This is a genomic window from Albidovulum marisflavi, from assembly GCF_025751435.1.
GTDB lineage: Bacteria > Pseudomonadota > Alphaproteobacteria > Rhodobacterales > Rhodobacteraceae > Albidovulum > Albidovulum marisflavi.
Window position 1 is genome coordinate 1,171,013 of record NZ_JAOWKY010000001.1, and the last position, 14,073, is coordinate 1,185,085.

Here is a 14,073-nt window from a genome sequence, read left to right on the forward strand (position 1 = left end):
ATTTGGACGCGTCGCGCTTGATTGGGCCCCGCGTTTCTGTATGGCTCATGCCATACGACCGGGAGACATGATGTTCGACCTCGACCTATCGCAAACCGCCGAGGCGTTCATTTCGCTTGGCATCCTGGCCACGATGCTTGTCATGTTCGTGCGGGAAACCTACCCGGTCGAGGTCGTGGCGATCGGCGGCGCGGCGGTGATGCTGGTGCTTGGCATTCTTCCCCACAACGATGTCGCGGCGGTCCTGTCGAACAATGCGCCCTGGACGATCGCGGCCATGTTCATCATCGTCGGCGCGCTGGTCAGGACCGGCGCGCTGGAAACGCTCAGCACGGTGGCCGCGCAGAATGTCGAAAAGCATCCGGTCCGCACGCTTGTGGGGGTCGGGCTTCTGGTGACCGGCCTGTCGGCCTTCGTGAACAACACGCCGCTGGTGGTCGTGATGATCCCGATCTTCATCACCCTGTCCAAGAAGCTGTCGGTCGCGCCATCCAAGATGCTGATCCCGCTCAGCTACATGACGATCCTTGGCGGCACGCTCACCATGATCGGCACCTCGACCAACCTTGTCGTCGATGGCGTGGCGCGGGTCAGGGGGCTGGAACCCTTCGGGATCTTCGACATTACGCCTCTCGGCATCTGCGTGGCGCTGGTGGGGCTGACCTACATCGGGCTCTTTTCCCGCCGGCTGCTGCCCACGCGCGATTCGATGTCGGCGCTGCTGGCCGACCGGTCGAAGATGAAGTTCTTTACCGAGGTCGCGGTCCCCGAGGATTCCGAGCTTTTGGGAAAGACACTGGACGAGGTCGATATCTTCAAGCGAGGCAGTGTCCGCGTGGTCGATGTCCTGCGCGGCGACGTTTCGCTGCGGCGGGATCTGGCCTCGGTCCAGTTGCAGGCGGGCGATCGCGTCGTTCTGCGCACGCCGATGTCGGAAATCCTAGGGATGCAGTCGAACAAGCAGGTCCGCATGGTCGACAAGCTGTCCTCGGTGCAGACCGAAACCGTCGAGGTGCTGATCACCCAGGGTTGCCATATGGTCGGCCGGTCGCTGGGATCGATGCGCCTGCGCCGCCGCTACGGGGTCTATCCCCTGGCTGTGCACAGGCGGAACCAGAACATCGGCCGGCAGCTGGATGACCTCATCGTTCAGGTTGGGGACACGCTGCTGCTGGAAGGCGCGTCCGAGGATATCGGGCGCCTGGCCTCTGACATGGAACTGGTGGACGTCGGCCGCCCGACGCAGCGCGCCTACCGTCGCGGACACGCCCCGATCGTCATCGGGGTCCTGGCCGGGGTCGTGTTGCTGGCCGCACTGGAAATCGCGCCGATTCAGCTTCTGGCCTTCGTCGGCGTGGCCGTGGTGCTTCTGACCGGCTGCATCGATGCCGAAGAGGCATTTTCGTCCGTTGACGGACAGCTCATGGGGCTTCTGTTCGGGATGCTGGGCGTCGGCGCGGGGCTTGAACATTCCGGCGCGGTGGACATGGTCGTGGCCTGGGCCTCGCCCGCGCTGCAGGACCTGCCGCCCTACATGCTGGTGTTCTGCGTCTATGCAGGAACCTCCTTCCTGACCGAGATCGTGTCGAACAACGCAGTCGCGGTGATCGTCACGCCGGTCGTGATCGGGCTGGCGCAGTCGATGGGAATCGACCCGCGGCCGCTGATCGTGACCGTGATGATTGGCGCCTCGGCGGCCTTCGCCACGCCGATCGGCTATCAGACGAACACGCTTGTCTACGGTCCGGGCGGCTACCGCTTTACCGACTTCGTCCGGTTCGGGTTGCCGATGAACATCATTTCGGCGCTGGTCTGCACGATCGTCGTGCCGCTGCTTTACGACTTCTAGTCTTGATCAGAGGGGCCAGAAGAAAAGGATGGCGGGCAAGCCGGTCGCGATGACCAGCGCCTCCAGCGGCAGCCCCATGCGCCAGTAGTCCCCGAAACGGTACTGGCCCGGTCCCAGGATCAGCATGTTGTTCTTGTGCCCGATCGGGGTGAGGAAGGCGCAGGAAGCCGCGACGGCGACGGCCATCAGGAACGGATCGGGCGATGCCCCTAAGGCGTCGGCCATCGCGATCCCCACCGGTGCCGCGACGATTGCGGTGGCGGTGTTGTTCAGGACGTCCGACAGCGACATGGTGACCACCATCAACAGCCCGACCGCGACCCATGCGGGCGCGCCAGCACTAAGCGTCAGGATGCCCGAGGCGATCAGGCTGGTTCCGCCAGAGGTTTCCAGCGCGGCGCCAAGGGGTATCATCGAGCCCAGAAGCACGATCACCGGCCACTCGATCTGGTCATAGACCTCGGCCAACGGCAGGATCCGATAGCCGACATAGCCCGCCACCACACATCCGAGCGCAACGGGAAGATCGACCAGGCCGAAACTGGCCGCGATGACGGCAAGCACGAAAATCGTGATCGCGCCGGCGGTGTGGTCGCGCCGTGTCAGGGGCAGGTTCCCTTCTGCCATCGGCAGGCACCCCAGCCAATTGATCACGCGCGCGGCGCTGTCGTTCGGGGCCAGCAAAAGCAACACGTCGCCGGTGTGGATCACGGCCTTGCGCAATGGGCCTGTGACCACGCGGCCCTGTCGGGAAATGCCCATCAGCACCGTTCCGCGGCGCCAGATCAGCCCGACCGATTCGGCGCTTTTGCCGACGATCCGGGCTCCTGCGGGGACCGCCGCCTGAACCAGGACAAGCCCCGCCTTTTCCGCTTCGAGGTAGTGCTTGCGACGCTGATCCGCGAAATCGAGATCAAGCCCCGCCCGCAATGCATCCAGCGCTTCGGACCCGGCTTCCAGGCGCAAGACGTCGCCGGGCTGCATTTCAAGGTCCTTGGAAAGGGTCTGCCGGGTGCGGCCATCACGGGTGACCGCCACCAGGAATGCGCCGGCGCGATCCGCCTCTTCCAGGAACGCGCTTATCGGCTTGCCCGCAATCGACGAGCTTTCCGAGATGACAAGCTCCGCGACGAATGCGGCCACTTCGGCCCGCGCCTCCTGCTCTTCGCGCTGTGGGATCAGCCGCCAGCCGATCAGCGCGACAAAGATCAGGCCGGTCAGCGCCACGACACCGCCGACCGGCGCGAAATCGAACATGGAAAAGGGTTGGCCAAGTGAATCCTGGCGGATTGCCGCGATGATGATGTTGGGCGGCGTGCCGATCAGCGTGACCATGCCGCCAAGGATCGTCGCAAAGGACAGCGGCATCAGCGTGCGCCCCGGCGCGCGCCCCTGCTGCCGCGCGGTGGACACGTCGACGGGCATCAGGATCGCCAGCGCCGCCACGTTGTTCATGAAGGCGGAAAGCACTCCTCCGATCGCGCCCATCATGACGATATGGCCGCCCATCCCGCGCCCCGGCTTGATGAAGCGACGGGTGATCATAAGGACGACCCCCGCCCGCGTCAGCCCTGCCGAGACCACCAGGACAAGCGCGACCACCAGGGTCGCGGGGTGGCCGAAACCCTCGAACGCCGAGGCGGCCGGAACGACGCCCAGAAGGACCCCCGCCAGCAGCGCGGTGAAGGCGACCGCGTCATATCTCCAACGCCCCGAGATAAGCGCGATGAACACCAGCGCGAAGAGAGTGAACAGGATGATCTGATCTCGCGACATGGGGCGCCCTCCGTTTGGCCATTCAAGCCTTGCTTGGCCGCGCGGGCAACCCCGCAGAACCACCATGCGCAGCGGGGTTGCGGCCCCCCTTGCGCCTGACATATAGAGACGCGCGAGAAATTCCGACGGAGAAGGTCATGGCTGGCCATTCAAAATGGGCCAACATCCAGCACCGCAAGGGGCGGCAGGATGCGGCACGTTCGAAACTGTTTTCGAAACTGGCGAAGGAAATCACCGTCGCCGCGAAGATGGGCGACCCGGACCCCGACAAGAACCCGCGTCTGCGTCTGGCGGTCAAGGCGGCCAAGGCCGTGTCCTGCCCCAAGGACGTGATCGAGCGCGCCATCAAGAAATCGTTGGGCGGCGACGCCGAGGACTATACCGAGATCCGTTACGAAGGGTATGGCGTCAACGGGATCGCGATCATCGTCGAGGCGATGACAGACAACTTGAACCGCACCGCGTCGAACGTTCGCAGCTACTTCACCAAGTGCGGCGGCAACCTTGGCCAGACCGGCTCGGTCAGCCACAGCTTCGACCGCGTTGGCGAAATCTCCTACCCCGCGTCGGCGGGTGACGCCGATACGGTGATGATGGCCGCGCTTGATGCGGGCGCGGATGACGTCGAATCCGACGAGGACGGGCACTGGATCTACTGCAAGGTCGAGGACCTTTCGAACGTGTCCGACAAGCTTGAGGAAATCCTGGGCGAATCGACCGAGTCCAAGCTGATCTGGAAACCGCAAAGCCGCACCGTGGTCGACCTCGAGACCGCGCAGAAGCTCATGCGTCTTGTGGACATGCTGGAAGAGGACGACGACGTGCAGACTGTCACGCACAACTTCGATGTACCTGACGAAGTGGTCGCACAGCTGGCGTGATCTTGCGGGGCCGGTGACGGCTCCGTTTCATTTCGGGGCCTGAAGCGTCGCGGCGGCAGCCTTTCGCACCGCCTGCGTCAGCGGCGCCAGCGCACCAGCGGTCAGGCGCCCCACCTGCCAGGTCAGCGCCCTGTCAAGCGGCGCGTCCGGTACGAGCGGCACCAGACGCCCCGTAGCGAGATGGCCGCGAACAAGTGACACCGGATGCAGCGCCCATCCCAGACCGGCCAGCGCCGCGTCCACGAAGCCTTGCGTCAATGGCAGGTAATGGGTGGGCGGCTCGATCCTTCGGCCCGCCTGCGCGCAGGCCCACTCTGCCTGAAGGCGGTCCTTGTGGTTGAATGTCAGCGTGGGGGCGCGGGACAGGGTTTCCTCGTTCACGCCGCTGGCAAACCAATGCCGGGCGAATTCGGGGCTTGCCGCCGCCACGAACCGCAGGCTGCCCAGCGGATAGGCGTCGCACCCGGCGATCGGTGTGCCATGGCTGGTGACGGCGGCCTGCACCTGACCGCGACGCAGCCAGTCGCCGGAATGGTCCTCATCTTCGACGACCAGGTCGAAAAGCACGTCGGGCAAGGCACGAAGTGCCGGCACGAACCATGTTGCCAGGCTGTCCGCGTTCACCGCCAGGCGCACCACCGGGCGGGCATCGGGCGGCGGCGTCCCGATATCCTGCGCCACCGAACGTTCAAGAAGTCGCATGTCTTCTGCATGGCGCGCCAGTCGCGCGCCCGCCGGGGTTGCCTGGCAAGGCTGTCCGCGCTGGATCAGCGGTGCGCCCACCTGATCCTCCAGCGCCCGGATGCGCTGGGAAATCGCCGAAGGCGTCACTCCAAGCTTCTGAGCGGCGGCCTCGAAGGATCCATGGCGCAGAATCGCCGCCAGGGCCTGCAATCGCGCTGGGTCGAACATTAGCAAGCCTTAACAAAGTTAAGAATCATGAACTGTAATTAATTCCGTGCTTGCGCTAGGGGCAAGGCGTCGAAGGAGCGGACGATGCACACGGCCTATGTTTCAGGATTTCAGCTTGGACTTGGACTGATCCTTGCGATTGGGGCGCAGAATGCGTTCGTCCTGCGGCAGGGGCTTGAGGGAACGCATGTCTTCGCGGTCGCCCTGTTCTGCTCGGTGTCCGACGCAGTCCTGATCGCGCTGGGCGTTTCGGGCTTCGCGATTGCAAGCCGCGCCTTGCCGTGGCTTGGTCCGGTTCTGCTCTGGGGCGGCGTGGCATTCCTCATGGTCTATGGCGCCCGCTGCGCCTGGCAGGCGCTGCAAGGGGGCGCTGTCTTGCGCGCAGGCGGCAGGGCCTATGCCAAGCTATGGCCTACCCTGCTGATGGTTGGTGCGATGACCTGGCTCAACCCGCATGTCTGGCTGGATACGGTGGTGTTGGTCGGGTCGATCTCGGCGCAGTATCCGGGCCGAACGGCCGCATTCGGGCTTGGCGCAGGCTCGGCCTCGTTTGCATTCTTCTTCACCCTGGCTTATGGCGCGCGCCTTTTGCAGCCGGTCTTCGCGCGGCCAGCGGCATGGCGGGTGCTGGACCTTGCGATCGCGCTGGTCATGTGGTCGATCGCATGGAGCCTTGCAACCGGATGACTTGCGGCGTCGACGCTTTTGCTGTCATCTCGCGCCATGCTGCCACAGCCCGACAATAACCCCTTGAGCGGGATCGCCTGGATGCTCGTGACCGGGCTCAGTTTCGTGGCGGTGAACGCGACTGTCCGGCATCTGGGCACGGACCTGCCTGCCGCGGAAAGCGCGTTCATCCGCTTTGCCTTCGGCCTGCTGTTCCTCGGGCCGTCGCTGGTGCTGGGCTTCCGAGCGGGGTTGCCGCGTGCCGCCATTCCGCTGGTGCTGGGGCGGGGGGCATTGCACACGATGGCGGTGATGCTGTGGTTCTTCGCCATGGCGCGCATTCCCTTGGCCGAGGTCACGGCGATCGGCTACCTGAACCCGATCGTCGTCACGGCGGGAGCGGCGCTGTTCCTGGGCGAACAGATCGCGCTCAGGCGGATGACGGCGATCGGTGTGGCGCTTGTCGGTGCGGTCATCGTACTTCGCCCCGGCATGAGGGAGATCCTGCCGGGCCATTTCGCGCAGCTTGGCGCGGCCCTGTTCTTCGGGTTGTCCTATCTGATCGCCAAGCGGCTTTCGGGGATGGTGCGGCCGGTGACGCTGGTGGCGTTCCTGTCGCTGACGGTCACCGTCGGGCTTGCGCCCTTCGCCGCGGCGGTCTGGGTCCCGCCGACGGCAGAGCAGACCTTCTGGCTGGCGATCGTCGCGGCCTTCGCGACCTTTGGCCACTACGCGATGATGCGCGCCTTCGCCGCGGCGCCGCTGACCGTGACGCAGCCGGTCACCTTCCTGCAACTGGTCTGGGCGACGCTGCTAGGGGCGCTTGTCTTCGGAGAGCCGGTGGATCCCTACGTTCTGGCCGGGGGCGGCATGATCATCGCGGCGATCAGCTACATGACGTTGCGCGAAGCGCAGCTCAGGCGCCGGGTCACGACCCCCGCGCCCGAAGCGGCCAAGATCTGACGACGCGATGCCGTTCCCAGGCCCCAGCTATCCGCGCGGGTCCAGAAGGCGCGCGATGACCGTTCTGCGCGACACCTGGCCGACGACCTGACCCCGATCCAGCACTTCAAGCGCGCGCGTCTCATCCTTGAGCTGCGCCATGACGTCCTTGATCGGCGTGTCGATGTCGGTCTGGCCGGCGGTCGGAATGGTGTTCGGCGTGATTTCGATCGCGTCGCGCGCCGTCAGGACCGACAGGGGGTTCATGTGGTTCACGAAGTCCGCGACATAGTCGGAAACCGGGTTCGCGATGATTTCTCGCGCAGTGCCGCATTGTACGATCCGCCCGCCTTCCATCAGCGCGATCCGGTTCCCGATCTTGAACGCCTCGTCCAGGTCGTGGCTCACGAAGATGATCGTGCGTTGAAGCTTTTGCTGCAACTCAAGCAGCTCGTCCTGCAAGCGCGTGCGTATGAGCGGATCCAGGGCCGAGAAGGGTTCGTCCATCAGAAGGATAGGCGCCTCGGTCACGAAGGCGCGGGCCAGACCCACGCGCTGCTGCATCCCTCCCGACAGCTCTCCGACCTTGGCGTCGGCCCTTTCCGCCAATCCGACCAGCGCAAGCTGCGCATCGACCCTTTCGCGGATCTTGGCGGGATCCATGCCGGCCAGTTCCAGCCCCAGGCCCACGTTTTCGCGCACACTGCGCCAGGGCAGAAGGCCGAACTGCTGGAATACCATGGCGACGCATTCCCGCCGAACCCTCAGAAGGTCTTCGCCCCCGGCGCTGCCGATTTCGCAGCTCCAGCCATTGTCGTGGACCGTGACCGCGCCCCGGCAGACCGGGTTCAGCCCGTTCACCGCGCGCAGAAGCGTCGACTTTCCTGACCCGGACAGGCCCATCAGCACCAGGATCTCGCCCTTGGCGACGGAAAGGGAACAGTCGTGAACGCCAAGGATCTGACCTGTCTTTTCCTGGATCTCGGACCGGGAAAGCCCCTGGTCCATCAAGGGCAGGGCGCGTTCGGGGTGATCGCCGAAAACGATGTTGACCTTGTCGAACTCGACGGCAATTTCGGGTGACGCGCTCATTTCGAACCTCCCTTGCGGAGCATGCGGTCAAGCACGATGGCGACGACCACGATGACGAAGCCGGATTCAAAACCAAGCGCGGTGTTGACCGAGTTCAGCGCGCGCACGACGGGAACGCCCAAGCCGTCGGCACCCACCAGCGCGGCGATCACCACCATCGAAAGCGACAGCATGATGGTCTGGTTCAGCCCGGCCATGATCTGAGGCAGGGCGTAGGGAAGTTCGGCCTTGAACAGGACCTGGCGCTTGGTCGCGCCGAACGCGGTCAGCGCCTCGGTCAGGGCGGTGGGGGTGTTGGAAACGCCCAGATGCGTCAGCCGGATCGGCGCGGGCACCACGAAGATCACCGTCGCCATCAATCCGGGCACCATCCCAAGTCCGAAGAACACGATCGCGGGGATCAGGTAGACGAAGGTCGGCAGGGTCTGCATCAGGTCAAGGACCGGTTGCATCGCCGCGTAAAGACGCGGCCGGTGCGCGGCGGCAATTCCGATCGGAACGCCGACGCCCATGCAGACCACGCAGGACGACAGGATCAGCGTAAGGCTTTCCATCGTCTCGTCCCAGTAGCCCTGGTCAAGGATGAACAGGAAACCCAGTCCGACCAGAACGCAGGTCTTCCACTTCCGCTGAAGATACCAGGTCAGCGCCACGGCAAGGGCGATCAGGATCAGGGGATGGGGCGCTTCAAGGCACCACAGGATCGCGGCGATGAGCCACTCCATCGCCTCCGACATCCCGTCGAACAGCCATTTGAGGTTGGCCTTCATCCAGTCGAACATAGCCTTGGCCAGCTTGCCGACGGGGATCTTTTCGTCCGTGACGATCCCCAGCCATATCATCGTCAGCCATTCCATGGGTGTCCCCCGATTGCGCTTTCATGGCGTTCTGGTTGCGGCGACATCCACGGCCGCCGCAACTGGGTCATGCGGGTTTATGCCCGACAGGTCTTACTGGATCGCCGAAGTCACGGCCGCCATCGCGTCGCCGCCGTCCTTGGCGGTCACGCCGTCCAGCCAGGGCGTCAGCGCGTCCTGGTTCGCGGCCAGCCATGCCTTCGCGGCGTCGCCTGGCTCTTCGCCCTCGTTCAGGATCGCCCCCATGATCTCGTTTTCCATGGCAAGCGAGAATTCGAGGTTCTCAAGCAGCTTTCCGACGTTCGGGCATTCGGCCACATAGCCCGCGCGCACATTGGTGTAGACTTCGGCGCCGCCGAAGTTCGGCCCGAACCAGTCGTCGCCGCCCGCAAGATAGGTCATCTTGTAGTTGGCGTTCATCGGGTGGGGCTCCCAGCCCAGGAAGATGATCGGCTTGTCGTCGCCGTTGTGCTTTTCCACCTCGGCAAGCATCCCCTGCTCCGAGCTTTCGACGACATCAAACCCTTCCAGGCCGAAAGCATTCGAGGAGATCATGTCAAGGATCAGCCGGTTGCCGTCGTTGCCGGGTTCGATCCCGTAGATCTGCCCTTCAAGCGCATCCTTGTGCGCGGCGATGTCGGCGAAGTCGCCGATGCCAAGCGCCGCGCCGGCCTCGTTCGTGGCAAGGGTGTATTTCGCGCCGACCAGGTTGACGCGAACGATGTCGACTGTGCCCCCATCGCGGTAGGGCGCAATGTCGGCCTCCATCGTGGGCATCCAGTTGCCGAGGAAGACGTCGATGTCGCCCTCGGCCATGCCGGTATAGGTCACCGGGATCGAAAGAACCTTGACGTCGGTTTCATAGCCGAGGGCGTCAAGGATCGTGGTCGTCACTGCCGTGGTCGCGGTGATGTCTGTCCAGCCGACATCAGAGAACGTCACGGTGTCGCAGCCTTCGGCAAAGGCGGGCGCCGCCGTAAGGGCGACGCTGGCAAGCAGGATCGAACGAAGGATCATGGGGAACTCCCTTTTTTATTGATTGGCGCGTCAATTAACCGCACCAGGACCGGGCCTTGCAAGCAAAATCTCATCTACTCGGCTTCTTCAGTCCCGAAAGCCTATGCCATAGCGGCTGTCGTGGCAAAGGCGCAGTTGTGAACAAGTTTTTTCTTGATTGACGAGTCAACAAACGCTCTTGTAACTCGGAAGCAAGGACAGGAGCGAGCAATGCCCAAGATCGGGATGGAACCGATTCGCAAGGAAGCACTTGTGAAGGCGACGATCGTCGAGATCGGACGCACCGGATCGCTGGACGTGACTGTCAGCCAGATCGCCAAGCGCGCTGGCATGTCCTCGGCGCTGGCGCATCACTATTTCGGATCGAAGGAACAGATATTCCTGGCCGCGATGCGCCATATCCTGACGCTTTATGGGGCAGAGGTTCGCGGCGCGCTGACGGCGGCTGACGGGGAGTGGGCGCGGGTCACGGGCATCGTGCGCGCCAGCTTCTCGACCGCGAATTTCCGCCGCGAGGTGATTGGCGCCTGGCTGAACTTCTATGTGCTGGCCCAGACGGTGCCAGAGGCGAAGCGGCTTCTCTCGATCTACCATCGACGCCTGCATTCGAACCTTTGCCACGAACTGCGGACGCTGATCGGCGCGCGTGCCGACGCAGTGGCGCGCCACGTCGGCGCGTTGATCGATGGTGTCTACCTGCGCGAGGCGCTGAAATCCGCGCCCCCAGACGCCGCAGCTGCGGCGGAAGAGGTCCTGTCCTACATCAAGCTGGAACTGAGGGACTGACGATGGCGGACCAGTCGCGGATGAACCACAGATGATCGCGTCGCCCCAGGAATTGTCCGAGGCGTTTGCGACGACGCGCCGGACCACGGTGCGGACCCCGCTGATCGAGTCCGCGCCACTGGCACGGGCCACAGGGGCGGCACGGGCCTTCGTCAAGGCGGAAAACCTTCAGACCGCGGGGTCGTTCAAGATCCGCGGCGCCACCTGGCGTCTGACCCGGCTTTCCGAGGATGAGCGCAGGGCGGGTGTGGTGGCCTATTCGTCGGGCAATTTCGCGCAAGGCCTGGCCGCAGCGGGGCAGGCGCAGGGGGTTCCCGTGACGATCGTGATGCCGGTCGACGCGCCAGAATCCAAGCGCCGCGCAACCGAGGTATTGGGCGCGCGCATCGTCCTGTCCCATCACGGCGACCGCCCACGGGAAGAGGCCGCCTCGGCCCTTGCGAGGGAAATCGCGGCGGAAGAGGGCCTGGTGCTGCTTCATCCCTTCGACGATCCCGCCATCGTGGCCGGACAGGCGGGCGCCGCGCTGGAAGCGCTGGAGCAGCTTGCGGAACAGGAAGCCCGCGTCGATCTGGTCGCTTGTCCCGTGGGCGGCGGCGGGCTGGTCGGCGGCGTGTCGCTTGCGTTTCACGATGCCGACCCGTCCGTCCGGCTGTTTGCGGTCGAACCCGAAGGCTACGACGGCATGGGGCAGTCGCTGGCCGCCGGCGAACGGCGGCGCGTCGCCTCGGGGCGGGTAACGATCTGCGACGCGCTTCAGGCGACCGAACCGGGGGCCGCGCCGTTCGCCGCCGCCCGCCTTGCCGGGGTGACGGGGCTTTCCGTCACCGATGGCGAGGTCCGCAGCGCGATGCGGTTCGCCTTTGAGCGGCTGAAGCTGGTGCTTGAGCCGTCAGGCGCGGTGGGGCTTGCGGCGGCCCTGGCGGGACGACTGCCGGTCGAGGGGGAAAACCTGCTGGTCTTCGTGACAGGCGGAAATGTGGCCTTTGAAAGCTTTGCGGCTGTCTTGGGCCAACAGGATTAGGGGCGAAGAAATGGAAGCGGATTATGTGATCGTCGGCGCGGGGTCCGCCGGATGCGCGATGGCCTACCGGCTGGCCGAAGCCGGCCGCTCGGTCATCGTCATCGAGCATGGGGGGTCGGACGCCGGACCTTTCATCCAGATGCCGGGCGCGCTGTCCTATCCAATGAACATGCCGATGTATGACTGGGGGTTCCGGACGGAACCCGAACCGCATCTGGGCGGGCGACGGCTTGCCACGCCGCGCGGCAAGGTGATCGGGGGATCGTCTTCGATCAACGGCATGGTCTTCGTGCGCGGCCACGCGCGCGACTTCGACCATTGGGCCGACACTGGGGCCGCCGGCTGGTCCTACGCCGACGTCTTGCCCTACTTCCGGCGGATGGAAACCTGGCACGGTGGCGACGCCGGAGAGTTTCGCGGCACCTCCGGACCGCTTCACGTTTCACGCGGCCCAAGGACCAATCCCCTGTTCCACGCCTTCGTCGAGGCGGGACGACAGGCTGGATATGAAGTCACCTCGGACTACAACGGGCAGAAGCAGGAGGGCTTTGGCCCGATGGAGGCGACGATCTACAAGGGTCGGCGCTGGTCGGCGGCCAATGCCTATCTCAAGCCTGCCCTCAAACGGCCGAACTGCACCCTGACACGCGCCTTTGCGCGGCGCGTGGTGATCGAGAACGGCCGGGCAACCGGCGTCGAGGTCGAGCGCGGCGGAGCAGTCAGTGTCATCCGCGCGCGGGCCGAGGTCATCCTTGCCGCCTCGTCCATCAACACGCCCAAGATCCTGATGCTGTCAGGCATCGGTTCGGCTGCACATCTGGCCGAACACGGCATCCCGGTCGTCGCGGATCGGCCCGGGGTGGGGGCGAACCTTCAGGATCACCTTGAGATCTACATGCAGTATGCGTCGCGTCAGCCGATCACCCTGTTCCGCTACTGGAACCTGCTGGGAAAGGCCTGGGTGGGCGCGCAGTGGCTGCTGACGGGCGGGGGCATCGGCGCGTCGAACCAGTTCGAAAGCTGTGCCTTCATCCGCTCTGACAAGGGCGTCGACTATCCCGACATCCAGTATCATTTCCTGCCGATCGCCGTGCGCTATGACGGCAAGGCCGCGGCAGAAGGCCACGGGTTCCAGGCCCATGTGGGACCGATGCGGTCGAAGTCGCGCGGGGCGATCACGCTTGCCTCGGCCGATCCGAAACAGGCGCCGAAGATATTCTTCAACTACATGTCGCATCCCGACGACTGGTCCGAGTTCCGCAAATGCGTTCGCCTGACGCGGGAAATCTTCGCGCAGGATGCGTTTGCGCCATTCGTGCGGCACGAAATCCAGCCCGGCGCGGCGGTCGAAAGCGACGATGACATCGATGCCTTCATCCGGGAACATGCCGAAAGCGCCTACCACCCCTGCGGCACGGCGCGGATGGGCCGTCGTGACGATGCCATGGCGGTCGTGGACCCCGAATGCCGCGTGATCGGGGTCGAGGGCCTGCGCGTGGCGGACAGCTCGATCTTCCCGCGCATCACGAACGGCAACCTGAACGGGCCGTCGATCATGGTGGGCGAAAAGGCCGCGGACCACATCCTGGGCAGGGGTATGCTGTCGCCCGCGAATTCGGAACCATGGCTCAGCCCACGCTGGGCGGCGGCGCAGCGCTAGGGTTCGCCGCCCCTTGTCCGATGGCCGGTGCGAAGCCCTGTGCTATGATCCCCGCAGTCTGGTGCGGAGGCTGACATGGACACGAAGGTGCGCGATCTGGCCGAGCGGCTTCTGAGCCGGGGCTACGACGACCTGCCCGAGCGGGAACAGCGCGTGCTGCGGCGCATCGCGGCCCGCGCAGCCATATCGCGCAACATTAACGAAGCGTTTCACGAAAGGCTGACGTTCGGCCAGCGGGTTGCCGACCGCGTCGCGTCCTTCGGCGGATCGTGGAGCTTCATCTTCCTGTTCGCTGCCGTGATCCTGTGCTGGGTCTCCGTGAACGCCTGGCTGCTGACGGTTCCGGCGGATCCCTATCCTTTCGTGTTCCTGAATCTGATCCTGTCGATGCTGGCCGCGATCCAGGCGCCGGTCATCATGATGTCCCAGAACCGCCAGGCGGCGAAGGATCGCGTCGCGGCCGCGCATGACTACGAAGTGAATCTCAAGTCCGAGCTCGAGATCATGAGTCTGCACGAAAAGCTGGATGCCCTGCGCCAGCGGGAATTGGTGGATCACTTCGCACGGATCGAAGAGCGGATCGAAACTCTGCTGAACGGAAGGCGCTGAGC

The 14,073-nt window shown here is 64.7% G+C and carries 13 protein-coding genes; 8 read left to right on the top strand and 5 right to left on the bottom strand.

The window, feature by feature from the left end:
- The first annotated feature begins 70 nt into the window (after window positions 1-70).
- The gene (locus OEW28_RS05660) at window positions 71-1,849 is read left to right on the top strand and encodes an SLC13 family permease (RefSeq protein ID WP_263733729.1); all 1,779 of its coding nucleotides are present in this window, start codon (window positions 71-73) and stop codon (window positions 1,847-1,849) included.
- A 6-nt stretch (window positions 1,850-1,855) separates the two neighbouring features.
- On the opposite strand, the gene OEW28_RS05665 is transcribed toward OEW28_RS05660, so the two are convergent.
- The gene (locus OEW28_RS05665; RefSeq protein WP_263733730.1) at window positions 1,856-3,625 is read right to left on the bottom strand and encodes an SLC13 family permease; all 1,770 of its coding nucleotides are present in this window, start codon (window positions 3,623-3,625) and stop codon (window positions 1,856-1,858) included.
- A gap of 137 nt (window positions 3,626-3,762) precedes the next feature.
- Here OEW28_RS05665 and OEW28_RS05670 point away from each other — a divergent pair, with 137 nt between their 5' ends.
- Window positions 3,763-4,506: a YebC/PmpR family DNA-binding transcriptional regulator gene (locus tag OEW28_RS05670; protein WP_263733731.1), complete on the top strand. Its 744-nt coding sequence runs from the start codon at window positions 3,763-3,765 to the stop codon at window positions 4,504-4,506.
- Window positions 4,507-4,533: 27 nt separating this feature from the next.
- On the opposite strand, the gene OEW28_RS05675 is transcribed toward OEW28_RS05670, so the two are convergent.
- Window positions 4,534-5,418: a LysR family transcriptional regulator ArgP gene (locus OEW28_RS05675; protein WP_263733732.1), complete on the bottom strand. Its 885-nt coding sequence runs from the start codon at window positions 5,416-5,418 to the stop codon at window positions 4,534-4,536.
- Between the two features lie 84 nt (window positions 5,419-5,502).
- Between OEW28_RS05675 and OEW28_RS05680 the strand changes: the two genes are divergently transcribed.
- Together OEW28_RS05680 and OEW28_RS05685 are read left to right on the top strand one after the other, a co-directional pair.
- The gene (locus OEW28_RS05680; RefSeq protein ID WP_263733733.1) at window positions 5,503-6,105 is read left to right on the top strand and encodes a LysE/ArgO family amino acid transporter; all 603 of its coding nucleotides are present in this window, start codon (window positions 5,503-5,505) and stop codon (window positions 6,103-6,105) included.
- A 36-nt stretch (window positions 6,106-6,141) separates the two neighbouring features.
- Window positions 6,142-7,047, top strand: coding sequence for a DMT family transporter (locus OEW28_RS05685; RefSeq protein ID WP_263733734.1), 906 nt, complete (start codon window positions 6,142-6,144; stop codon window positions 7,045-7,047).
- 27 nt (window positions 7,048-7,074) lie between these two features.
- Here the strand turns inward: OEW28_RS05685 and choV are convergent, their stop codons facing one another.
- From choV to choX, 3 genes are all read right to left on the bottom strand, one after another.
- Window positions 7,075-8,118, bottom strand: a complete 1,044-nt coding sequence (gene choV, locus OEW28_RS05690; protein ID WP_263733735.1) for a choline ABC transporter ATP-binding protein — start codon at window positions 8,116-8,118, stop codon at window positions 7,075-7,077.
- Complete coding sequence (choW, locus tag OEW28_RS05695) at window positions 8,115-8,960, bottom strand: choline ABC transporter permease subunit (protein WP_263734381.1); 846 nt, start codon at window positions 8,958-8,960, stop codon at window positions 8,115-8,117. The genes choV and choW overlap by 4 nt, the downstream gene beginning before the upstream one ends.
- A gap of 108 nt (window positions 8,961-9,068) precedes the next feature.
- Window positions 9,069-9,992, bottom strand: a complete 924-nt coding sequence (gene choX, locus OEW28_RS05700; protein WP_263733736.1) for a choline ABC transporter substrate-binding protein — start codon at window positions 9,990-9,992, stop codon at window positions 9,069-9,071.
- A 210-nt stretch (window positions 9,993-10,202) separates the two neighbouring features.
- Between choX and betI the strand changes: the two genes are divergently transcribed.
- From betI to OEW28_RS05720, 4 genes are all read left to right on the top strand, one after another.
- Window positions 10,203-10,778: a choline-binding transcriptional repressor BetI gene (betI, locus tag OEW28_RS05705; RefSeq protein WP_263733737.1), complete on the top strand. Its 576-nt coding sequence runs from the start codon at window positions 10,203-10,205 to the stop codon at window positions 10,776-10,778.
- A 31-nt stretch (window positions 10,779-10,809) separates the two neighbouring features.
- Entirely contained in the window at window positions 10,810-11,802 is a 993-nt protein-coding gene (locus tag OEW28_RS05710) for a pyridoxal-phosphate dependent enzyme (protein WP_263733738.1), read from the top strand.
- A 10-nt stretch (window positions 11,803-11,812) separates the two neighbouring features.
- The gene (gene betA, locus OEW28_RS05715; RefSeq protein ID WP_263733739.1) at window positions 11,813-13,462 is read left to right on the top strand and encodes a choline dehydrogenase; all 1,650 of its coding nucleotides are present in this window, start codon (window positions 11,813-11,815) and stop codon (window positions 13,460-13,462) included.
- A 75-nt stretch (window positions 13,463-13,537) separates the two neighbouring features.
- Window positions 13,538-14,071 (top strand): DUF1003 domain-containing protein, encoded by a 534-nt coding sequence (locus tag OEW28_RS05720; protein WP_263733740.1) that lies wholly within the window; start codon window positions 13,538-13,540, stop codon window positions 14,069-14,071.
- Window positions 14,072-14,073 lie beyond the last annotated feature (2 nt).